The organism is Labrys neptuniae (genome assembly GCF_040797145.1).
GTDB lineage: Bacteria > Pseudomonadota > Alphaproteobacteria > Rhizobiales > Labraceae > Labrys > Labrys neptuniae.
Window position 1 is genome coordinate 232022 of sequence record NZ_JBFNQD010000008.1, and the last position, 20952, is coordinate 252973.

Here is a 20952-nt window from a genome sequence, read left to right on the forward strand (position 1 = left end):
ATGTGCCGATCCTCCGCGGACCGGATAGACTGAGAAGACGCCGATCCTCGGGATCGGCTTTGGCCCGCCGGCCTCAGGACGAGGAATTGAAGGAATGGAAGCGACCGCCGATATGGCCCAGACGGCCCTGGCTCCGGTAACCGATGTGAGCCTGCTCGGATTGATCATGAATGCCGGTCTGGTCGTCCAGATCGTCATGCTGGGCCTGATGGCAGCCTCGGTTTGGTGCTGGGCCATCATCATCGACAAGGCCATCCTGTTTTCCCGGTCGCGCGCCGCCATGAACCGCTTCGAGCAGGTGTTCTGGTCGGGCCAGAGCCTGGAAGAGCTCTATCGCTCGCTGTCGCAGCGCCAGAACTACGGCATGGCCGGCCTGTTCGTCTCGGCCATGCGCGAATGGAAGCGCTCGCTCGAATCGCCCGGCCGTTCCTTCCTCGGCCTGCAGGCGCGCATCGAGAAGGTGATGGATGTCACCGTTCAGCGCGAGGTGGAGCGTCTTGAATCCAAGCTCCTGGTGCTCGCCACCGTCGGCTCCTCCAGCCCGTTCATTGGCCTGTTCGGCACGGTCGTCGGCATCATGACCGCCTTCCAGTCGATCGCGGCCACCAAGAACACCTCGCTCGCGGCCGTGGCGCCCGGCATTTCCGAGGCGCTCTTCGCCACGGCGATGGGCCTGGTCGCCGCCATTCCCGCGGTGATCGCCTACAACAAGTTCAACGCGGAAGTCGCCAAGCAGCAGGCTCGCCTGGAAGGCTTCGCCGACGAGTTCTCCGCCATCCTGTCGCGGCAGATCGACGAGCGCCTGGCCGCCTGAGCGGTCACCTCGTTCGGTCCTTCATCTCAAGGAAAGCATCATGGGTGGAAGTGTTGCGACAGGATCCGGCGGCTCGGGCGGCGGGACGCGCCGCCGGCGCCGTCACAAGGCGCCGATCGCCGATATCAACATGACGCCGTTCATCGACGTCATGCTGGTGCTGCTCATCATCTTCATGGTCGCCGCGCCGCTGCTGACCCAGGGCGTCGATATCGATCTGCCGCAGACCCAGGCGAAGGCCATCTCGGTGGACAAGCGCCCGATCACCGTCTCCATCAAGGCGGACGGCCAGTCCTATCTGAACGACAGCGACAAGCCGGAGCCTGATCTGCTCGGTCGCCTCAAGGCGATGACGGAGAACGGGGCTGGGGCGGATGAGCGTATCTTCGTCAAGGGCGACGGCAAGGCGAGCTGGGATCAGATCGCCAAGGTGATGAGCGACATCACCGGCGCCGGATTCAAGAAGGCCGCGCTGGTGACCCAGCCGCAGAGCTAGGAACGGGGCATTCACATTCCCCTGTCTCGACCGATGACCGCATGGGTAGGCGGATGACACAGAGACAGGGATGGCTTGGCGACGTCGAAGGGGCGAACGAAGACGTCGGGGTTGGGGTTTGAAAGGCCGGTTTGAGTACGATGCGTGATTATGGACTTCCCGTTTCGGCGGCGGTGCATGTAATTTTGCTGGGAGCGTTGCTGTTCGCGTTTCCGGCCGCCAAGCCGCTCGACTCGGCCCCGGCCGTCCCGGTGGACATGGTCACGCCGGAACAATACGACCAGATCATGAAGGGCGATCCGACACCGTCGGCCAGTGGTGGCGGCGGGCAGGAAGCGCCGCAGCAGGTGCAGGCTCCGCCGACGCCGCCTTCGCGTGACGTGCCGGATGCCGAAGTCGCCGACACGTCCGACGACGCCCCGCCGCCCGCGCCGACGCCCAAGCCCGATCCGAAACCGGACACGCAGGCCCTCGCCAAGCTGGCGCAGGCTGCTGCCGCTGCCGAGGCGGCTGCCAAGGCGCAGGAGCAGGCCAAGGCCGCTGCCGCAGCGAAGGCCGCGCAGGCCAAGGCGGACGCCGTCGCGAAGGCGGCCCAAGCCAAGGCTGCCGCCGATGCCGCTGCCAAGGCGCAGGCCGAGGCTCGTGCCGAGCTTGCCGCCAAGGCCGAGGCTGCGGCCAAGGAAGCGGCGGAGGCCGAGCGCCAGCAGAAGCTCGCCGAGGCGGCTGAGGCGGCCAAGAAGGCGGAAGCCGACAAGCAGCGCAAGGTCGCCGAGGCTGAGGCTGCGAAGAAAGCCGAAGCCGACAAGCAGCGCAAGATTGCCGAGGCCGAGGCAGCCAAGAAGGCGGAAGCCGAGAAGCAGCGCAAGCTCGCCGAAGCCGAGGCTGCGAAGAAGGCCGAGGCCGAGAAGCAGAAGCAACTGGCGGACGCCAAGGCCAAGGCTGACGCCGAGCGCCAGGCTGCCATCGACAAAGCCGTTGCCGACAAGAAGGCCGAGGCGGCGAAGCAGGCGGCAGCGGCCAAGAACGCCAAGGCGCTCGACGGTGTCGCTGGCCTCCTGGAGAAGCGCAAGGCCAAGGAAGGCCAGCAGGTGGCAAGCAATGGTCCCGCCACGACACCGAGCAAGCCCTCCGGACGGGCTGGCAACACCCGCGACAATGTCAACCAGACTGGGACGACCGGCAGACAGGATGCCAATGCGCCCAGGCTCAGCCTGAGCGAACAGGCTGCGATGGGGCGGATGGTCGAGAAGCAGGTAACGCGTTGCATGCCGCCGAACTTCGGCGTGAATGCAGGCTCGGCCTTTGCCAAGGTCAAGCTGTCGATGAACTCCGACGGTACCCTTGCTGCTGCCCCGACCTTGGTGAATTCCAGCGATGCTGCGACCGGCAATGCCCTGATCCGGGCGATCAAGCGCTGCATCACCGCCGACAACCCCCTGCCGTTCAATCCGCAGACCTACGCGGCATGGAAAGAATTCAACTACACCCATGAACCCGGCGGCTTCTGATCTTCCGGGCAACATGGCCGAACGTGACGAGAGACACATGCGAATGAATCTGAATCGACGCGGATTTATGCAGGCTGGCGCTGGGGCGATTTCTGCGCTCGCAGGCCTCGCGGCCATGCCGGCCTGGGCGCAGTCGGCTGCTCCCATCCTGGAACTCAGGGGCCGAGGTCAGGGCGGTATCCAGCCCGTCTCGGTTGCCGTCATGGGCATCAGCGGCAGTGGGCGCGATCTTTCCGGCATCATCAGCAACGATCTCAGCCGCTCCGGCCTGTTCCAGCCGATCGATTCCAAGGCCTTCGTCGAACAGGTCGGCCCCAATGCCACGCCGAATTTCGGCAGCTGGCAGACTCTCAACGCACAGGTGGTCGTCGCAGGCCAGGTGGTGCCCGCAGGCGGCGGCCTCGGCATCCAGGTTCGGGTCTGGGATGTCGCGCAGGGTAGGCAGATTGCCGGCCAGCAGTTCTCCGCACCGGCCAACAGCTGGCGGAGACTGGGCCATGTCGCTGCCGATGCCGTGTTCAAGGCGGTAACAGGCGAACCCGGTCCCTTCGACACGCGCATTGCCTTCATCTCCGAATCCGGGTCCAAGGACAAGCGGGTGAAGCGCCTCGCTGTGATGGACCAGGACGGTGCCAACACCGTCTATCTCAGCCGCGGCACCGATCTGGTGTTGACGCCCCGCTTCTCGCCGACCACGCAGGAACTGACCTATCTTTCCTTCGCTGATGCCGATCCGCGCGTCTTCCTGACCAATGTCCAGACCGGCCAGCGCCAGGTTGTCGGCAACTTCCCCGGCATGACCTTCTCGCCGCGCTTTTCGCCGGACGGGCGCAAGGTCATCATGAGCCTGGAGAAAAACGGTTCCTCGACAATCCAGCTGCTGAACCTGCAGACGAAACAGGCGACGCAGCTCACCAATGGCAGCGCGATCGATACCTCGCCTTCCTATTCGCCGGATGGCGGCCGTATCGTGTTCGAGTCCGATCGCGGCGGCACCCAGCAGATCTACATCATGGGTGCCGACGGCTCAAACCAGCAGCGCATCACCTCCGGCGAGGGCGGTGCCCGCTACTCCACGCCGGTCTGGTCGCCCCGCTCCGACCTGATCGCCTTCACCCGCCAGAAGGGGGGGCAGTTCGGCATCGGCATCATGAATCCCGACGGTTCGGGCGAGCGCATGATCACCGAGGGCTTCCACAATGAAGGCCCGACCTGGGCGCCGAACGGCCTCTATCTGATGTGGTTCCGCGATCTCGGCCAGGGGCCGCAGCTCTGGCAGGCCTCGATCTTCGGCACGCCTGAGCAGCGGGTGCCGACGCAGGGCTTTGCCTCTGACCCGGCTTGGTCCGCCTCCTTGTCCAAGCAGGCCTGACGCCGGGGGCGAGCTCCGGGGGGGCGTGGGTCATCCGGCCCGTGCCTGGAAACGCAGCGTTTGGGTTATAGGAAGAACGGGCAGGATGCTCGAGCATGCGAATGTTCCCCTCTCCGGTTTCAATGCCGGGGAGGGGTTTTTATTTGGCCCGGGATGACGCTTCCTGAGCACCGGGCTCGATTTCGGGCCAATCCTCGGTGGGGTCTTCCTCTTTGCTCGCGGCGAGGGCCTTGAGGCGGCGGGCATAGCGCTGGGCCAGGATGGCGCAGGTCATCAGCTGGATCTGGTGGAACAGCATCAGCGGCAGCACGATGGCCCCGATGTTCTGGCCGGCGAAGATCACGGTGGCCATCGGCACGCCAGTGGCCAGGCTCTTCTTGGAGCCGCAGAACACGATGGTGATCTCGTCCTCCTTGGAGAAACCGAGACGGCGGCTGCCATAGGTGGTGATCAACAGCACCAAAGCGAGCAGGGCGGCATCGACGAACACCATGGTGAGTAAGGCCGTGGCCGAGAATTGCCGCCACAGCCCGCCCGTGACCGCCTCGGAAAAGGCCAGATATACCACCATCAGGATCGAGCCGCGGTCGACGAAGCTCAGCACGAAGCGGTGCCGGCGCACGAAACCGCCGATCCAGGGCTGCAGCACCTGGCCGAGCACGAAGGGCAGCAGGAGCTGGGTGACGATGGTGATCAGCACCGAGCCCGAAAAGCCCACGCCGCGCGAGGCGAAGAGCAGGCCGGCCAGCAGCGGCGTGATGAAGATGCCGAGAATGTTGGAGCCCGATGCCGCACAGACTGCAGCGGGAACATTGCCGCCCGCTATCGAGGTGAAGGCGATCGAGGACTGCACCGTCGAGGGCAGGATGGCGAGAAAGAGGATGCCGCTGGCGAGCGTCGGCGTCAGCGCCGAGACCAGGCCATAATCGAGCGCGAGCGCCAGCACCGGAAAGAGGGCATAGGTTGCGAGCAGGATGGTCAGGTGCAGGCGCCAGTGCGACAGGCCCGCAATCACCGTGTCGCGCGAAAGCCTGGCGCCGTGCAGGAAAAAGAGCAGCGCGATCGCACCATTGGCCAGGGCCGCGAATATTTCGGCTGGCCGTCCTGCAATGGGCAGGAAGCTCGCCAACGCCACGACGCCCAGAAGCATCAGCATGAAATTGTCGGGGCGGAAGCGCGAAAGCAAGTTGATGACCACCTGACCGGGAAAGACGGCGTTGCCTCATGGGCCGGCGCCGGAACCGCTGCCTTGGAACGCCGCCCAGCGTTAACCCATCCTTGCGAGGGGCGGAAGCCTCACTCGCGGCTGCGCGTGCCGGTGCAGACCTGCTATGCACGCGCCGTAGGGCCGAGGGTACTGGAGATGCAGCCGCTCCACGGCATCGGTAGGCTCAGGCGCGCTGGAAGGCGCTCGGCCGGACCACCACAGGCTCCGTGGCCGCGCCGCGGAAATAGCGGGCCTCGCCATTGGCGGCGAAAACGGCGGCGTTGAGCAGTTTGAGGCCGACCGGCTTGTTGTTCTCGCTGCTGCGCAGGCTCGGCGTGTCGACCTCCACCACCGTGCCCTGGGTACCGAGGGCGACCTCGAGGCGGCGGGTGGCGCCGACGCGGCGCTGCGCCACGATCAGCCCATTGAGAGCCGATGCGCCCGGGTCGACCGGCGTGACGTCGTGCGGGCGTACGAACAGGCTGGCCGGCCCGTCCGGCAGGCCGTCGGCATTGAAGGGCAGGGCCGTGCCGTCGAGCAGGATCCGGCCCTGCGAGATCGCCACCGGCACACGGCTGGACTCGCCGATGAAGCCGAAGATGAAGGGCGTGGCCGGATGGTCGTAGATCTCGTCGGGCACGCCGAGCTGGTCGATGCGGCCCTTGTCGAGCACGGCAATGCGGTCCGACAGTTCCAGCGCTTCGTCCTGATCATGGGTGACGAAGATGGTGGTGTGGCCGGTCTTGTCGTGGATGGTGCGCAGCCAGCTGCGCAGATCCTTGCGGACCTTGGCATCGAGGGCGCCGAAGGGCTCGTCGAGCAGCAGTACCTTGGGTTCTACCGCGAGCGCACGGGCGAGGGCGACGCGCTGGCGCTGGCCGCCGGAGAGCTGGGAGGGGAAACGCTGGCCGAAGGCGCCGAGCTGCACGAGATCGAGCAATTCGTTGACGCGCCTGACGATCTCCGCCTCGGCCGGCCGCTTGGCCCGGGGGCGCACGCGCAGGCCATAGGCGACATTGTCGGCCACGCTCATATGGCGGAACAGCGCGTAATGCTGGAACACGAAACCGACCCGGCGTTCCTGCACGGTGAGGCCGGCGGTATCGTCGGCGCCGAAGAAGACGGTGCCCGTGGTCGGGCGCTCCAGCCCGGCGATGATGCGCAGCAGTGTGGTCTTGCCCGACCCTGAGGGGCCGAGCAGGCCGAGGAGCTCGCCGGATTTGATCTCGAGGTCGATGCCGTGCAGGGCCGGCGAGACGCCGTAGCTCTTGGTCAGGCCGGTTACGCGGATGTCCATGGGACGGTCCTCAGTGTTTGGCGCCATGCGCCAACTCGTCGCCATAACGCCATTCGAGGATGGTCTTGGCGACGAGAGTGACGAGCGCGAGCATTGCGAGCAGGGAAGCGACGGCGAAGGCGGCGATCGCGGCCGAGCCTCCGCCTTCATAGAGAATCTGGATATGCAGCGGCATGGTGTTGGTGCCGCCGATGACGTGGCCGGACACCACCGAGACCGCGCCGAACTCGCCCATCGCCCTGGCATTGCACAGAAGCACGCCATAGAGCAGGCCCCAGCGGATATTGGGGATGGTTACCGTCCAGAACATTTTCAGCGGCGAGGCGCCGAGGGTCAGCGCGGCTTCCTCGTCGGCCTTGCCCTGGGCCTGCATCAGCGGGATGAGTTCGCGCGCCACGAAGGGAAAGGTGACGAAGATGGTGGCGAGCACGATGCCGGGCAGAGCGAAGATGATCTGGATGCGATGCGCGGAGAGCCAGGGACCGAGCAGGCCTTGCGCGCCGAACAGCAGCACGAAGACTAGGCCCGCCACCACCGGGGAGACGGAGAAGGGCAGGTCGATCAAGGTGATGAGCAGGCTTTTGCCCTTGAAGTCGAACTTGGCTACGGCCCAGGCCGCGATCACCCCGAAGACGATGTTGAGCGGTACGGCGATCAGGGCGACGATAACGGTCATCCACACGGCGGTGCGGGTGTCCGGATCCTCGAAGGATTCAAAATAGGCCGCGGCCCCGCTGCGGAAGGCCTGGTAGAACACCTCGATCAGCGGCATCACCAGAAAGGCTGCGAGGAAGACCAGGGCGATGCCGATCAGCACGCGGCGGACCCAGGATGTCTCGGTGGTGACGGCATGTTCACGGCTGACGGGCGGTTCGCGATAAAGCTCGATCGCCAGTTCAGAGGTCGAATTAGGCATCGCCCATCCTCCTGCGGCTCCAGGCCTGGATCAGGTTGATCGCCAGCAGCATGGCGAAGGAGATCGCCAGCATGATGATGGCGATGGCGGCGGCATCGGCATATTTGTTCTGCTCGAGCTTCTGGAAGATCAGGCTGGGCACGATCTCCGAAACATAGGGAATGTTGCCGGCGATGAAGATCACCGAACCGTATTCGCCGACGGCGCGGGCGAAAGCGAGGGCAAAGCCGGTCAGCACGGCGGGCAGCAGCGGGGGCAGCAATACGCGCGTCACGGTCTGGAAGCGGGTGGCGCCGAGCGTGGCGGAGGCTTCCTCGATCTCCTTGTCGATCTCGGCCAGTACCGGCTGCAATGTGCGCACCACGAAGGGCAGGCCGATGAAGACCAAGGCGACGAAGATGCCCTTGGTGGTGAAGGCGACCTTGATGCCGGCAAGAGCGAAGAACTGGCCGATCCAGCCATTGGATGCGTAGAGGCTCGACAAAGCGAGGCCCGCCACGGCCGTCGGCAGGGCAAAGGGCAGGTCCACCGCAGCATCGACCAGGCGCTTGCCCGGGAAGTCATAGCGCACGAGCACCCAGGCGACGATGACGCCGAAGACGACATTGACCAGGGCGGCGATGAGGGAAATGCCGAAGGTGACCCTGAGGGCCGCGGCAACCTGTCCCTCGGCCGCAATGGCCAGGATGCCGGAAGGGCCGAGTACGGCCGCCTTCTGCAGCAGCGCGGCTAGGGGGATCAACACGATCAGGCTGAGATAGAAGATCGTGTAGCCGAGCGTCAGCCCGAAGCCCGGCAGGGCGGTCGGCTTGACGAAGGGAGCTCGCAAGGTGGCGGCAAGAGCCATGGGCGGTTCCTGGTGGGGCGACTTCCTTCTCCCCTTGTGGGAGAAGGTGCCCCGGAGGGGCGGATGAGGGGTGAAACGATGCGCTATCTCGTCGCGCGGCCGCAAGACGTACCGGGCAGGTCGCAAGACCCCTCGTCCGGCGCTGCGCGCCACCTAAGGCACTTCCATAGGAAATGCCAGATCCCGCAAGGGGAGAAGGTTTTCACCCCTTCGGCTTGTAGATCTGGTCGAAGATGCCACCGTCAGCGAAATGCTTGGCCTGGACCTTGGCCCAGCCGCCGAATTGCGGATCGGAGATGGTGAACAGCTTCAGCTTGGCGAAACGGGCGAGATCGGCCGGATCGGCGGCGGCTTCGTCGCTGGCACGATAGCCGTTATGGGCGATGATCTTCTGGGCGGCCGGGGTGTAGAGGAAGTCGAGATAGGCCTCGGCCTGCTTCCTGGTGCCCTTGGCGTCGACATTGGCGTCGACGATGCTGACCGGCGGCTCGGCCAGGATCGAGATCGAGGGAACCACGACTTCGAGCTTGTCCTCACCGAATTCCTTCAGCGTCAGGAAGGCCTCGTTCTCCCAGGCGATCATCACGTCACCCACCTCGCGCTGCGCGAAGGTGATGGTAGCGCCGCGGGCGGCACTGTCGAGTACCGGCACATTGCGATAGAGGGCCGCCACGAATTCGCGCGTCTTGTCCTCGTCGCCGCCCGTCTTGTCCCAGGCATAGCCCCAGGCGGCCAGATAGTTCCAGCGCGTGCCGCCGCCGGTCTTGGGATTGCCGGTGATCACGGCAACGTCGGGGCGCACGAGGTCACCCCAATCCTTGATGCCCTTGGGATTGCCCTTGCGCACCACGAAGACGATGGTGGAGGCGTAGGGCGTGGAATTGCGCGGCAGACGGGACTGCCAGTTCTCCGGGATCTTCTTGGTCGCCTTGGCGATGGAGTCGATGTCGTTGGACAGGGCCAGCGTCACCACATCGGCGTCGAGCCCGTCGATGACGGCGCGGGCCTGCTTGCCGGAACCGGCATGGGACTGCTTGATGGTGAGGTCCTCGCCCGTCTTGGCCTTCCAATCCGCCGCGAACGCCTTGTTGATCTCCTTGTACAGCTCGCGCGTGGCATCATAGGAGACGTTGAGGAGCTCGGCGGCGTGAGCGCGCGAAGGCGCGCCGAAGGTCATCCACAGCACGAAGCCGAGGGCCAGCAGCACGGCAAGGGTGTCGCGAAGGCGGGTGAGGCTGGTCATGCCGTTCATTTCACAACCTGGAAGTGGGAAAGGAGAATTTACAACTTCTTCATATATCCACTAAATCAATCGACATTGTCAATGTGTTAAATGTGATAAAATCCACAAGAATAATGTGTTATATGGTTTCCTGGGGGTGGGTCTCCAAACCCGCCTGGAACCGGCGCACGTACAAAAAAGGCGGGTCTGAAGACCCGCCCCCGAAAAATTGCTGCGCTGCCTCATTGCGGCTTGTAGATCTGGTCGAAGACCCCGCCATCTCCGAAATGCTTGGGCTGGGCGGTCTTCCAGCCCCCGAAGCGGGCGTCGTCGATCGTCACCAGCTTGAGCTTGGGAAAGCGGGCGAGGTCGGCCGGATCGGCGGCCTTCTCATCGATCGGCCGATAGAAATTGTGGGCGATGATCTTCTGGGCGGCCGGGGTGTAGAGGAAGTTGAGATAGGCCTCGGCCTGCTTGCGGGTGCCCTTGGCGTCGACATTGGCATCGACGATGGCGACCGGCGGCTCGGCCAGGATGGAGGAGGAGGGCGAGACGATCTCGTATTTGTCGGCGCCGAACTCCTGCAGCGTCAGGAAGGCTTCGTTTTCCCAGGCGATCAGCACGTCGCCGGTGTCGCGCTGGGCGAAGGTGACGGTGGAACCGCGGGCGCCCGAGTCGAGCACCGGAACGTTGCGATAGAGGGCGGCCACGAAATCGCGGGCCTTGGCCTCGTCGCCGCCATTCTTGTCGAAAGCATAGCTCCAGGCCGCCAGATAGTTCCAGCGCGCGCCGCCGCTGGTTTTGGGATTGGGCGTGATCACGGCGATGCCGGGCTTGACCAGATCGTCCCAATCCTTGACGCCCTTGGGATTGCCCTTGCGCACCACGAAGACGATGGTGGAGGTGTAGGGTGAGGAATTGTGCGGCAGACGCGACTGCCAATTGTCGGGAAGCTTCTTGGTCGCCGTGGCGATGGCATCGATGTCGCCGGATAGAGCGAGGGTGACCACATCGGCCTCGAGGCCGTCGATGACCGAGCGCGCCTGCTTGCCGGAGCCGCCATGTGATTGCTTGATGGTGAGATCTTCGCCAGCCTTGGCCTTCCAGTCGGCGATGAAGGCCGTGTTGACCTCCTTGTAGAGCTCGCGCGTCGGGTCGTAGGAGACATTCAGCAATTCGGCAGCGCGAGCCCCGGCGAGCGCGCCGAAAATCAGCCAGAGCACGAGGCCGAGAACCAGGAGGACGCCGAGCGTATCCCTCAGGCGCGCCAGGCGAAGCGTTTTGATCGTCATGGGTTCGGTTTCCAGTCGAGAGAAGCTTGGCCAAATCTCCACTAAATCAATCAACCTTGTCAATCTATAAAATGCATAGAGTAATGGTATTATAAATCAATTCACACGCCGGGTGTGTGTGACATGAATGCGACAGTGGTGGAGAATGACGGTGCGCCTCGCTTGAGCCCAGCCGGGGCCACCATTGTGCCGGAATTGATCAGCACTTGGTTAACCATAGTGGCAGTTTGGCTCTTGCAGTGAGGCGCGACGGCTGCGCGACCGCCAAGAAATCGTCGCGAGCCGTGTTTCCAGAACGTTCGATTAACCAGCTTTCGCTATGGCTGATTTACCAATTCTGACGACCGGAGGAGTAACCGGAATGATGACGTCCCTGCGCGCGGTCCCTGCACTGCGCTTCGCCGCTGCACTGACCTGCGTGCTCGCACTGGCGGCCTGTAAGAGTAAGTCGGGTGCCGGCGACGGTCTCGGTGGCCCCGGCGGTGCCGGTGGCGGCGGCTATGGAGCGGGCGGTGCTGCATCGCCCGGCAGCCAGCAGGACTTCGTCGTGAATGTCGGCGATCGCGTGCTCTTCCTGGTCGACCAGTCCGACATCACCCCCGAAGGCCAGCAGACGCTGAACAAGCAGGCCCAGTGGCTGAAGGCCTATCCGCGCTACTCCGTGACCATCGAAGGCCATGCCGACGAGCGCGGCACGCGTGACTACAACTTCGCCCTCGGCCAGCGCCGTGCCCAGTCGGTGCGCGACTATCTGATGGCGCAGGGCATTTCCGGTGGCCGCATGCGCACCATCTCCTACGGCAAGGAGCGCCCGGTCGCGACCTGCAACGACATCTCCTGCTGGTCGCAGAACCGCCGCGCCGTCACCGTGCTGAACGGCGGCAATTCCTGAGTTGCGGGCGGGTCTTCGGACCCGCCTGATCCTGCGTGTATTTGAGGCGGACAGAATGTCCGCGGTCCCAGCCGACGCGTTGACCACACGAACCTTGCGAGGTTTGCAACGGCAACGTCAAGGCTGGGACCGCGGACGTCTCGTCCGCCTCTTGCTTTTCAAAAGTTGCGTCAATCCTCGTCGCCGAACAGCGGCATTTGCGGTGGTGTAGAACTCGGTACCGCCAGGCCCAGATGGCGATAGGCATGCGGCGTCATCACCCGGCCGCGCGGGGTACGCTGCAGGAAGCCCTGCTGGATCAGATAGGGCTCGATGATGTCCTCGATGGCGTCGCGCGGTTCGGATAGCGCGGCGGCGATCGTCTCGATGCCCACCGGGCCACCGCCGAAGCTCAGCGCCACCAGGTTGAGATAGCGATTGTCCATGGCATCGAGCCCGGCCTGGTCGACTTCCAACGCGCTCAAGGCCTTGTCGGCGATGGCTCTGGTGATGGTTTCGGCGCCGAGCACCGAAGCGAAGTCGCGCACGCGGCGCAGCAGGCGGCCGGCGATGCGAGGGGTGCCGCGAGCCCTGCGGGCGATCTCGTTGGCGCCGTCCTCGGCGATCGGCGTGCCCATCACCCGGCCGCCGCGCTTCACGATCAGCTCGAGCTCCTCCACCGTGTAGAACTGCAGGCGGATCGGAATACCGAAGCGGTCGCGCAGCGGTGTGGTCAACAGGCCGGCGCGGGTGGTGGCGCCCACCAAAGTGAACTTGGCGAGATCGATGCGCACCGATCGCGCTGCCGGTCCCTCGCCGATGATGAGGTCGAGCTGGAAATCCTCCATCGCGGGATAGAGGATTTCCTCGACCGCTGGATTGAGGCGGTGGATCTCGTCGATGAACAGGACGTCGCGTTCTTCCAGATTGGTGAGCAAAGCGGCGAGGTCTCCGGCCTTGGCGATCACCGGCCCGGAGGTGGCGCGGAAATTGACGCCGAGTTCGCGCGAGACGATCTGGGCCAAGGTGGTCTTGCCGAGGCCCGGCGGCCCGACGAACAGCACATGGTCGAGGGCGTCGCCGCGCTTGCGGGCGGCCTCGATGAAGATCGACAGATTCTCGCGGGCCTTGGCCTGGCCGACGAATTCGCCGAGGTCCTGCGGGCGCAGCTTGGAATCGGTCGCATCCTCGTCACGCGAATCGCCGCTCAGGAGGCGGGCGGATTTGGGCGCCTCGCCGCCGGCGCTCTTGCGCGTGGGCTTCATCGTGACAATTCCTTCAGGCCGAGGCGGATGAGCTTGGCCGTCTCGGCGCCTTCACCCGCCTCCCGCAGAGCGGCGGCGACGGCCGCCGAGGCCTGGGTCTGGGCATAGCCGAGATTGACCAGAGCCGACACCGCATCGCTGACGGGACCGGCGGCACGCTGCTCACCGATATCGGCCTGCAGGCTGATGACGTCGGCAGGAACATGGCCGAAGCTCGGCACCTTGTCCTTGAGCTCGGTGACGATGCGCTGGGCGACCTTCGGGCCGACGCCCGGCGAGCGTGCCACCGCCCCCTTGTCGCCGAGGGCGATGGCGGAGGCGAGATCGGCAGGCTTGAGCGTCGACAGGATGGCGAGCGCCACCTTGGTGCCGATGCCCTGCACGGTCTGCAGCAGGCGGAACCAGTCCCGCTCGTTGTCGCTGGAGAAACCGAACAGGCGGATCTGGTCCTCGCGCACATGGGTTTCGATGGCGAGCATGGTCGCCTCGCCCGGGGAGGGCAGGGTGCCAAGCGTGCGGCTGGAACAATAGACGATGTAGCCCACGCCCTGCACGTCGAGGATCACCCAGTCCTCGCCATAGCTGTCAACGATGCCGCGCAATTTGCCGATCATGAAGGTCCTCTCACGGCAGTTCTAGCGCTTTGCCGTGATTCGCGGCATGGGGCGATCCTGGTCGCCAGCGGCCCCGGGGTTTCTCACTTACCGAACAGGGCGCTGAGTTCGGCATAGGTCATGGCGTCCTTGGCAAAGCCGAAGGTGCCCTGGTCGCGCAGTTCGAGGGCAGCCCGCTTCAGGGCGCCGAAAGCCGCCCGGGTGAAGGAGCCGCCGACACTGACGCGGCGCACGCCGAGCCTGGCGAGATCGGCAACGGTGAAATCCTGGCCGCCCACGGTGAACAGGACGTTGAGCGGCCTGTCGATCGAGCTAAGCACGCTGGAAATCTGGTCGAGCCGGGTCAGGGCCGGTGCGTAGAGCACCTCCGCCCCCGCTTCCTGGAAGGCCTGCAGACGACGGATGGTGTCGTCGAGGTCGGCGATGCCGTGCAGGAAGTTCTCGGCGCGGGCGGTGAGCACGAAACCCCCGGCGCGTGCCGTCTCTGCCGCTGCACGCACCCGGTCGACGGCGTGGCCGAATTCATAGATCGGCTGGTCGGGCCGACCGGTGGCATCCTCGATCGAGCCGCCGGCAAGCCCCACCTCGATGCCGGCAAGGATGGTGAGCCGGCAGTCCTCGGGAGCGTCGCCGAAACCGTTTTCGAGATCGGCGCTTACCGGCAGGCTGGTCGCCTCCACGATGGCTCGCGCATTGGCGAGGGTTTCCTCGCGCGACATCTGGCCGTCCTTGCGACCCACCGTGAAGGCCAGGCCGGCACTGGTGGTGGCGATCGCCGAAAAGCCGAGGGAATCCAGCAATTTCGCCGATCCGGCATCCCAGGCATTGGGAATGAGGAAGAGTTCGGGACGCTGATGCAGTTCGGAGAAGACGGCGGCGCGGCTGGCCTGGGTCATGGCGAATCCTTGGATAAATTCACGATTTGTTCTAAGGATGGAGATCGCGGGAGGCAAGCGCAATTTCCCGGGACCGCCAGCCGTCGGCCGGCCTGGAACCTATTTCAGGAGCGCTGCCAGATTGTGGCTGGTGCGATGATGGGCATGGGTGATGGCGACGGCGAGGGCGTCGGCCGCGTCGTCCGATTTCGGATCCGCCTTGGGCAGCAGCACCTTGATCATCAGGCGGATCTGCTTCTTGTCGGCATGGCCGGAGCCCACCACGGTCTTCTTGACCAGGTTTGGTGCATATTCGTTGACGGCGAGGCCGGCCTGGGCCGGTACCAGCATGGCGATCCCGCGGGCCTGGCCGAGCTTGAGGGTCGCCGTGGCATCCTTGTTGACGAAGGTTTTCTCCACCGCCGCCTCGTCCGGCTCGAAACGCGTCACTACCTCGGTGAGGCCCGTATGCAGCTCGAGCAGGCGGTGGGCGAGCTCCTCATTGTCGTCGGAAAACACCGTGCCACAGGCAATGAAGGACAGCCGGTTGGCCAGCACCTCGATCACGCCCCAGCCGGTGCGGCGCAGGCCTGGGTCGACGCCGAGGATGCGGATGGGGGTCTGTGACATGATTTTCCCGGGTGCGCGGACGTCTCGTCCGCATCTTGGAACCCTAGCGCGCGGAAGGATGGGCAGATGCGGACGTCGCGACATGCTCGCATGTCGCTGTGACGTCCACGCACCCGGAAGGGGTTACTCCGCCAGTTTCGCCATCAGCGCGTCGGAGAGCTCGAAATTGGCGTAGACATGCTGGACGTCGTCATGATCGTCGAGATTGTCGACCAGGCGCATCAGCTTCTCCCCGGTCTCGTCGTCGACGGCGATGGTGTTCTGCGGACGCCAGACCAGCCCGGATTTGCGGGCTTCGCCGAGCTGGTTTTCCAGAGCCTTGGTGACCTCGGCAAGGTTCTCGGCGGCGCAGATGAATTCATGGCCGTCCTCCGAGGAGGCGCAATCGTCGGCGCCGGCTTCCAGTGCCGCTTCCAGCATGGCATCGGGCGAACCCTTGTCGGCGTCATATTCGATCACGCCGACGCGGTCGAACATGAAGGACACCGCGCCCGTCTCGGCCAGGTTGCCGCCGGCCTTGGTGAAATAGGAGCGCACGTCGGAGGCCGTGCGGTTGCGGTTGTCGGTGAGGGCTTCCACGATCAGCGCCACGCCGCCGGGCCCATAGCCCTCATAGCGGATCTCGTCATAGTTCTCGCCATCGGCGCCGGCAGCCTTCTTGATGGCGCGGTCGATATTGTCCTTGGGCATGTTCTCGGCCCGGGCGGCCAGCACGGCCGCGCGCAGGCGCGCATTCATGTTGGGATCGGGCAGGCCGAGCTTGGCCGACACCGTGATTTCACGGGCGAGCTTGGAGAAGAGCTTCGAGCGCTTGGCATCCTGCTTGCCCTTGCGGTGCATGATGTTGGCGAACTGGGAATGACCGGCCATATGTCTTGCCTTGATGTCGTCTTGGGGACTCGGTGAAGTACGAGCCGAATGAAACGCCGGTCCGAAGATCGGCAATTGTGGCGCGGCTTATAGAATTGGTGGCGAGAAAAATCCATCCCGCCGCGTCGTTTGCCGTGGATTCACCAAAACGCCGGCTCGGCCTGCGACAATTTTCCACCGATTCTCACCGGGGCGATCTTCACCGCCAGGCCCGTACGGTCGTCGGTCTCCACCGCCAGGCCCGACAGGGTCGCCTCGCCGGTCGCCGGCTCGAAGCGCAGGCCCGGTGTCTTCTGGATGAAGCGGCGCACCGGCTCCTCCTTGTCCATGCCGAGCACGCTGTCATAGTCGCCGCACATGCCGGCATCCGACATATAGGCGGTGCCATGGCTGAGGATCTGATGATCGGCCGTCGGCACATGGGTGTGGGTGCCGATCACCAGGCTGGCCCGCCCATCGGCGAAATGGCCGAGGGCCTGCTTCTCGCTGGTCGCTTCAGCATGCACGTCGACCACCACCGCATCGGCGCCAAGGCCGAGCGGGCAGGCGGCGAGCTCGCGCTCGAGGGCTGCGAAGGGGTCATCGAGTGCATCCATATAGACGCGGCCCATCACCTGGATGACGAGCAGGCGGGTGCCGTTCTTCAGATCCACCAGGGTCGCGCCGCGCCCCGGCGTGCCCTTGGGATAATTGGCTGGGCGGATCAGCCTTGGGGCTCGCTCGATGAAAACGAGGGCCTCGCGCTGGTCGAAGGAATGGTTGCCGAGCGTGACCACATCGGCACCGGCGGCGACGACCTCGTCGAAGATCGCCTCGGTCAGGCCGAAGCCGCCGGCGGCGTTCTCGCCATTGATGATGACCGCATCGAGCTTCCAGGCTTCGCGCAGGCCCGGCAGGCGTTCGATCACGGCATTGCGACCGGTGCGGCCGACGATGTCCCCCAAGAACAACAGACGCATATCAACGCCCCGTCACTGTGATGATTTCGTTTTCGGTGGCGATGGCGTCGAGCGGCACGTCATGGTGCTCGGACGGCAGGAACGCGACTTCCTGGCAGGCAAAGGCATAGCCGAGGGTGAAGACGGGGTGCATTGCCCGCAATTGGGGAATGGTGCGGTCGTAGAAGCCCGCGCCATAGCCGATGCGGTAGCCGCGGCGATCGAAAGCGACCGGGGGCACCAGCAGCACCTGCGGATGGACTTCCTCCGCCTCGGGCGCAGGCTCGGGGATGTTGTGGCGACCGACCACCAGGGGATCGCCCGGCGCCCAGGAGCGGAAAGTGAGGGGGTGGCCATAGCGAGGCGTAGTCGGCAAAGCGAGCCTGCGGCCCGTATGGTGCAGGCGTTCGGCGATCTCGTCCGGATGGATCTCGTCGCGAAAAGCCTGGTAGAGGCCGACGATGCCGCTGGTGTATTTCAGGCGGCTGAAGGCGTGATGGGCGGCTCTGGCCGTCGCTGCCTGGCGCTGATGACCGCGGATCTCTGAGCGCGCCGCCATTGCCTTGTGGCGCAACTGGGTCTTGTGATCGGTGGAAGCCATTACACGCTTGGCAAAGACAAATTTGGAATGAGGAGGGAGCGGGCCACCTCGGCCGTTGGACGGTTCGATCCCGGGCGCCTACTGATGTAGGTGGGCGCCGTAATGTCCAAGCCCTCGAGCGAGAACAGTGACAGCTCCCTTGGGAGTCGTATGGCCCCGGGGATACAGTTGTCCTGACGAACCAGGCAGCACCGCACCGAGATAATAAGGGCGAGACGGTGCGAGCGCCAGAGGTCGATGAAAATATTCAGGCGTTTTCCCGGAGCGCGGACTTCCCGGGATCGCGGGCATCTCAGCGACGTGCTTGCATGTCGCGATTGTCTGCCGTTTCTGCAAGCACAGTGTTTCCAAGAGCAGGCGGGGATGCCTGCGATCCCAGAAAATATGGAAGCGCTAGACGCCGGTCTTGGACAAGGAATCGATCAGCTTCTCGACTCGGCTGGCGGCGTCCGTCAGGGCCTGCGTCACGCGCATCTGGGTCTGCTGCTCGCGCTGCAGCGCATTGTCGCGGGTCTGGCGCAATTCATCGAGATCATGCTGCAGGGAAGCCGCCCGCCGCTGCATTTCCGACAATTCGTCCGCGACCATGATGCCGGCCATCACGGCAAGGCGCATGTCGCCGATCTCGCCGAAAGAGGAACGCAGGGCATCGATCTTGGCGTCGAGCTGACGACCGAGGCCGAGGAGATGTTCTTCCTGGCCCTCGTCGCACGCCATGCGATAGGCGCGGCCCGCAATGGTAACGGATACATGCGCCATGCTAGCTGTCCTGCGGCTCAAGCACGTAACGGATGGAATCCATCGCCTGGTCGAGGCGTCGCGATACATCGCGATTGGCGGTTTCCATAGCAGCGAACCGTGCATAGCTCGCGTCGAGTTCCAGAGCCAGACGGTTGCGATCCTCCGAGAGTGCCTGCACTTCGATGCGATGTCCGCCGATGGTGCGATCGAGTTCCGCGCGATGTTCGGCGGCCTCCTCGAGCTGGGCCAGGGCCGTATTCAATCGTTGCAAGGCTGCATCCACAGACAAGGGCCTACTCACTCTTTCCCTATGGCGGCATTCCATCGAATCATGACGGGACCGCTCCGCGTTTTTGCTTAAATATCAAAGTATCGCGGTTTCGCACCACGGCCAAGCGAAAGCCGCCGGCCTTCCCCTGATGATACCTCCTGCTTTCGATCACCCCACCATCGGTTGCGTGAATTTCAGGCACAAGCCCGGGGATCATTGACAGTCGGGGATGAGGTGCTAAGAACCCACCGCTCTTTTTGCCAAATTCCGGCGAATTTCATCAGGAAACACTCCATGGCACTCACCGAAATGCAGAACCGCCTGGCCAACGCCATCCGTGGCTTGGCGATTGATGGGGTTGAGGCCGCCAAGTCCGGCCATCCCGGCATGCCCATGGGCATGGCCGATGTCGCCACCGTCCTGTTCACGCGTTTCCTGAAGTTCGATGCCGCCAATCCCCATTGGGCCGATCGCGATCGCTTCATTCTGTCGGCCGGCCACGGCTCGATGCTGCTCTATTCGCTGCTCTATCTGACCGGCGTGCCGGGCATGACGGTCGAGGAGCTCAAGCATTTCCGCCAGCTCGGCTACAAGACCCCCGGCCATCCGGAGAACTTCCACACCGTCGGCGTCGAGACCACCACCGGCCCGCTCGGCCAGGGCATCTCCACCGCCGTCGGCTTTGCCTTCGCCGAGAAGATGCTGGCTGCCCAGTTCGGCAAGAAGGTGGTCGACCATTTCACCTATGTGATCGCTTCCGACGGCGACCTGATGGAAGGCGTCAGCCAGGAGGCGATCGCGCTCGCCGGCCACTACAAGCTCAACAAGATGATCGTCCTGTGGGATCACAACGGCATCTCCATCGACGGTCCGCTGACGCTTTCGGACTCGGTCGACCAGATCAAGCGCTTCCAGTCCGCCGGCTGGCGCGCCGTGAATGTCGACGGCCATGACCAGGATGCCATCGCTGCCGCCATCGAGGCCGCCCAGAAGTCGAACAAGCCGACGCTGATCGCCTGCAAGACCACGATCGGCTTCGGTTCGCCCCACCGCGCCGGCACCTCCAAGGCCCATGGCGAACCGCTGGGGCCGGAAGAAGCCAAGCTCTCCAAGGAGAATCTTGGCATCACCGGTGCACCCTTCGAGGTGCCCGCCGACGTGCTCAAGGCCTGGCGCGAGGCCGGCTCGCGTGGCGCCAGCGCCCGTCAGGCCTGGGAAGAGCGTTTCGCGACCCTCTCCGAGCGCAAGCAGGCCGAGTTCACGCGCCGCATGGATCACGTGCGCCCGGCCAAGCTCGGCAAGGCCATTCTCGCCCATAAGAAGGCGCTCGCCGCCAATCCCACCGCGATGGCCACCCGCAAGTCGTCCGAAGCAGCCCTCAACGTCATCGTCGAGGTCATGCCGGAACTGGTGCTCGGCTCGGCCGACCTGACGCCCTCCAACAACACCAAGGCCAAGGGCCTGGTCGAGATCACCCCGAAGGATTTCAAGGGACGCTATATCCATTGGGGCATTCGCGAGCATGGCATGGCCGCCGCGATGAACGGCATCTATCTGCATGGCGGCTTCGTGCCCGCCGGCGGCACCTTCTTCGTCTTCACCGACTATGCCCGCCCGGCCATTCGCTTGGCGGCCTTGATGGGCACCTGCCCGGTCTATGTCATGACCCATGACTCGATCGGCCTCGGCGAGGACGGCCCGACCCACCAGCCGGTCGAGCATCTGGCCGCCTGCCGCGCGATCCCGAACATGCGCGTCTTCCGTCCCTGCGACGCGATCGAGACCGCCGAGTGCTGGCAGCTCGCGCTGGAGCGCACCAACGGCCCGACCATCCTGGCGCTGACCCGCCAGAATCTGCCTCTGCTGCGCGAAGCCACCACGGCCAATCTGTGCGCTCAGGGCGCCTATGAGCTGGCGGGCACCGGCGGCGGCAAGGCCGCGGTGACGCTGTTCGCTTCGGGCTCCGAGGTCGAGATCGCCATGAATGCCCGCTCCATCCTGAACCAGCGCGGCGTGCCGACCCGTGTGGTCTCGGTGCCTTCGCTGGAACTGCTCCTGGCACAGCCGGAAGAGGTCAAGGCCAAGATCATCGGCGATGCACCGGTGAAGGTCGCCGTGGAAGCGGCCGTCCGCTTCGGCTGGGATGCCGTGATCGGTCCCGATGGCGGCTTTGTCGGCATGACCGGTTTCGGCGCCTCCGGCCCGATCAAGGACCTCTACAACCATTTTGGCATCACGGCGGAAGCCGTGGCCGAAACCGCCCTGCGCCGCCACAACGGCTGAGCATGAGCTGTAAACGGGCGGG

General features: G+C 64.7%; 21 protein-coding genes and 1 other RNA gene. 6 read left to right on the forward strand and 16 right to left on the reverse strand.

The annotated features are described in order from the left end of the window. Positions 1-94 precede the first annotated feature (94 nt). The 4 genes from tolQ (at position 95) to tolB (ending at position 4190) form a co-directional block, all read left to right on the forward strand. Entirely contained in the window at positions 95-814 is a 720-nt protein-coding gene (tolQ, locus tag ABXS05_RS22445) for a protein TolQ (RefSeq protein WP_068285660.1), read from the forward strand. A gap of 40 nt (positions 815-854) precedes the next feature. Next, positions 855-1310: an ExbD/TolR family protein gene (locus tag ABXS05_RS22450; protein WP_311939984.1), complete on the forward strand. Its 456-nt coding sequence runs from the start codon at positions 855-857 to the stop codon at positions 1308-1310. Positions 1311-1450: 140 nt separating this feature from the next. Then, complete coding sequence (gene tolA, locus ABXS05_RS22455; protein WP_367625444.1) at positions 1451-2818, forward strand: cell envelope integrity protein TolA; 1368 nt, start codon at positions 1451-1453, stop codon at positions 2816-2818. A gap of 43 nt (positions 2819-2861) precedes the next feature. Next, positions 2862-4190, forward strand: coding sequence for a Tol-Pal system beta propeller repeat protein TolB (tolB, locus tag ABXS05_RS22460; protein ID WP_415086491.1), 1329 nt, complete (start codon positions 2862-2864; stop codon positions 4188-4190). Between the two features lie 139 nt (positions 4191-4329). On the opposite strand, the gene ABXS05_RS22465 is transcribed toward tolB, so the two are convergent. From ABXS05_RS22465 to ABXS05_RS22490, 6 genes are all read right to left on the reverse strand, one after another. After that, the gene (locus ABXS05_RS22465; protein ID WP_311939978.1) at positions 4330-5346 is read right to left on the reverse strand and encodes a bile acid:sodium symporter family protein; all 1017 of its coding nucleotides are present in this window, start codon (positions 5344-5346) and stop codon (positions 4330-4332) included. A 235-nt stretch (positions 5347-5581) separates the two neighbouring features. Beyond that, positions 5582-6739: a sulfate/molybdate ABC transporter ATP-binding protein gene (locus tag ABXS05_RS22470; RefSeq protein ID WP_415086443.1), complete on the reverse strand. Its 1158-nt coding sequence runs from the start codon at positions 6737-6739 to the stop codon at positions 5582-5584. After that, complete coding sequence (gene cysW / locus ABXS05_RS22475; RefSeq protein ID WP_311939976.1) at positions 6705-7610, reverse strand: sulfate ABC transporter permease subunit CysW; 906 nt, start codon at positions 7608-7610, stop codon at positions 6705-6707. Before cysW ends, ABXS05_RS22470 begins: the two co-directional genes overlap by 35 nt. Continuing rightward, positions 7603-8457: a sulfate ABC transporter permease subunit CysT gene (gene cysT, locus ABXS05_RS22480; RefSeq protein WP_311939975.1), complete on the reverse strand. Its 855-nt coding sequence runs from the start codon at positions 8455-8457 to the stop codon at positions 7603-7605. The genes cysW and cysT overlap by 8 nt, the downstream gene beginning before the upstream one ends. Before the next feature lie 202 nt (positions 8458-8659). Next, positions 8660-9700: a sulfate ABC transporter substrate-binding protein gene (locus tag ABXS05_RS22485; RefSeq protein ID WP_376717719.1), complete on the reverse strand. Its 1041-nt coding sequence runs from the start codon at positions 9698-9700 to the stop codon at positions 8660-8662. Between the two features lie 221 nt (positions 9701-9921). Then, entirely contained in the window at positions 9922-10971 is a 1050-nt protein-coding gene (locus ABXS05_RS22490; RefSeq protein WP_437178688.1) for a sulfate ABC transporter substrate-binding protein, read from the reverse strand. A gap of 361 nt (positions 10972-11332) precedes the next feature. Here ABXS05_RS22490 and pal point away from each other — a divergent pair, with 361 nt between their 5' ends. Further along, positions 11333-11863, forward strand: coding sequence for a peptidoglycan-associated lipoprotein Pal (pal, locus tag ABXS05_RS22495; RefSeq protein ID WP_068285675.1), 531 nt, complete (start codon positions 11333-11335; stop codon positions 11861-11863). A gap of 170 nt (positions 11864-12033) precedes the next feature. Here pal and ruvB read toward each other — a convergent pair whose 3' ends face one another. The 10 genes from ruvB to ABXS05_RS22545 all read right to left on the reverse strand — a co-directional run bounded on the left by ruvB (position 12034) and on the right by ABXS05_RS22545 (position 18647). Next, on the reverse strand, positions 12034-13107 hold the full coding sequence (gene ruvB / locus ABXS05_RS22500; protein ID WP_068285677.1) for a Holliday junction branch migration DNA helicase RuvB: 1074 nt from the start codon (positions 13105-13107) through the stop codon (positions 12034-12036). Continuing rightward, positions 13104-13721: a Holliday junction branch migration protein RuvA gene (gene ruvA / locus ABXS05_RS22505; RefSeq protein WP_322434809.1), complete on the reverse strand. Its 618-nt coding sequence runs from the start codon at positions 13719-13721 to the stop codon at positions 13104-13106. The genes ruvB and ruvA overlap by 4 nt, the downstream gene beginning before the upstream one ends. A gap of 83 nt (positions 13722-13804) precedes the next feature. Continuing rightward, positions 13805-14617, reverse strand: a complete 813-nt coding sequence (locus tag ABXS05_RS22510) for an isocitrate lyase/PEP mutase family protein (protein WP_311939969.1) — start codon at positions 14615-14617, stop codon at positions 13805-13807. 99 nt (positions 14618-14716) lie between these two features. Further along, positions 14717-15226: a crossover junction endodeoxyribonuclease RuvC gene (ruvC, locus tag ABXS05_RS22515; protein ID WP_311939967.1), complete on the reverse strand. Its 510-nt coding sequence runs from the start codon at positions 15224-15226 to the stop codon at positions 14717-14719. A 123-nt stretch (positions 15227-15349) separates the two neighbouring features. Beyond that, on the reverse strand, positions 15350-16096 hold the full coding sequence (locus ABXS05_RS22520) for a YebC/PmpR family DNA-binding transcriptional regulator (protein WP_367625446.1): 747 nt from the start codon (positions 16094-16096) through the stop codon (positions 15350-15352). A gap of 140 nt (positions 16097-16236) precedes the next feature. After that, positions 16237-17055, reverse strand: a complete 819-nt coding sequence (locus ABXS05_RS22525) for a TIGR00282 family metallophosphoesterase (RefSeq protein WP_311939964.1) — start codon at positions 17053-17055, stop codon at positions 16237-16239. 1 nt (position 17056) lies between these two features. Continuing rightward, the gene (locus tag ABXS05_RS22530; RefSeq protein WP_311939962.1) at positions 17057-17635 is read right to left on the reverse strand and encodes a 5-formyltetrahydrofolate cyclo-ligase; all 579 of its coding nucleotides are present in this window, start codon (positions 17633-17635) and stop codon (positions 17057-17059) included. Positions 17636-17672: 37 nt separating this feature from the next. Then, positions 17673-17830, reverse strand: a non-coding RNA gene (gene ssrS / locus ABXS05_RS22535) — 6S RNA. Positions 17831-18028: 198 nt separating this feature from the next. Continuing rightward, on the reverse strand, positions 18029-18394 hold the full coding sequence (locus ABXS05_RS22540; protein WP_068285691.1) for a cell division protein ZapA: 366 nt from the start codon (positions 18392-18394) through the stop codon (positions 18029-18031). A gap of 1 nt (position 18395) precedes the next feature. Then, positions 18396-18647 carry a DUF4164 family protein gene (locus ABXS05_RS22545; RefSeq protein WP_376717717.1) on the reverse strand — a complete coding sequence of 84 codons (252 nt, stop codon included), beginning with the start codon at positions 18645-18647 and terminating at the stop codon, positions 18396-18398. Between the two features lie 294 nt (positions 18648-18941). On the opposite strand from ABXS05_RS22545, the gene tkt reads away from it, so the two are divergent. Then, positions 18942-20930, forward strand: a complete 1989-nt coding sequence (tkt, locus tag ABXS05_RS22550) for a transketolase (protein WP_311939956.1) — start codon at positions 18942-18944, stop codon at positions 20928-20930. The last annotated feature ends 22 nt before the right edge of the window (positions 20931-20952 follow it).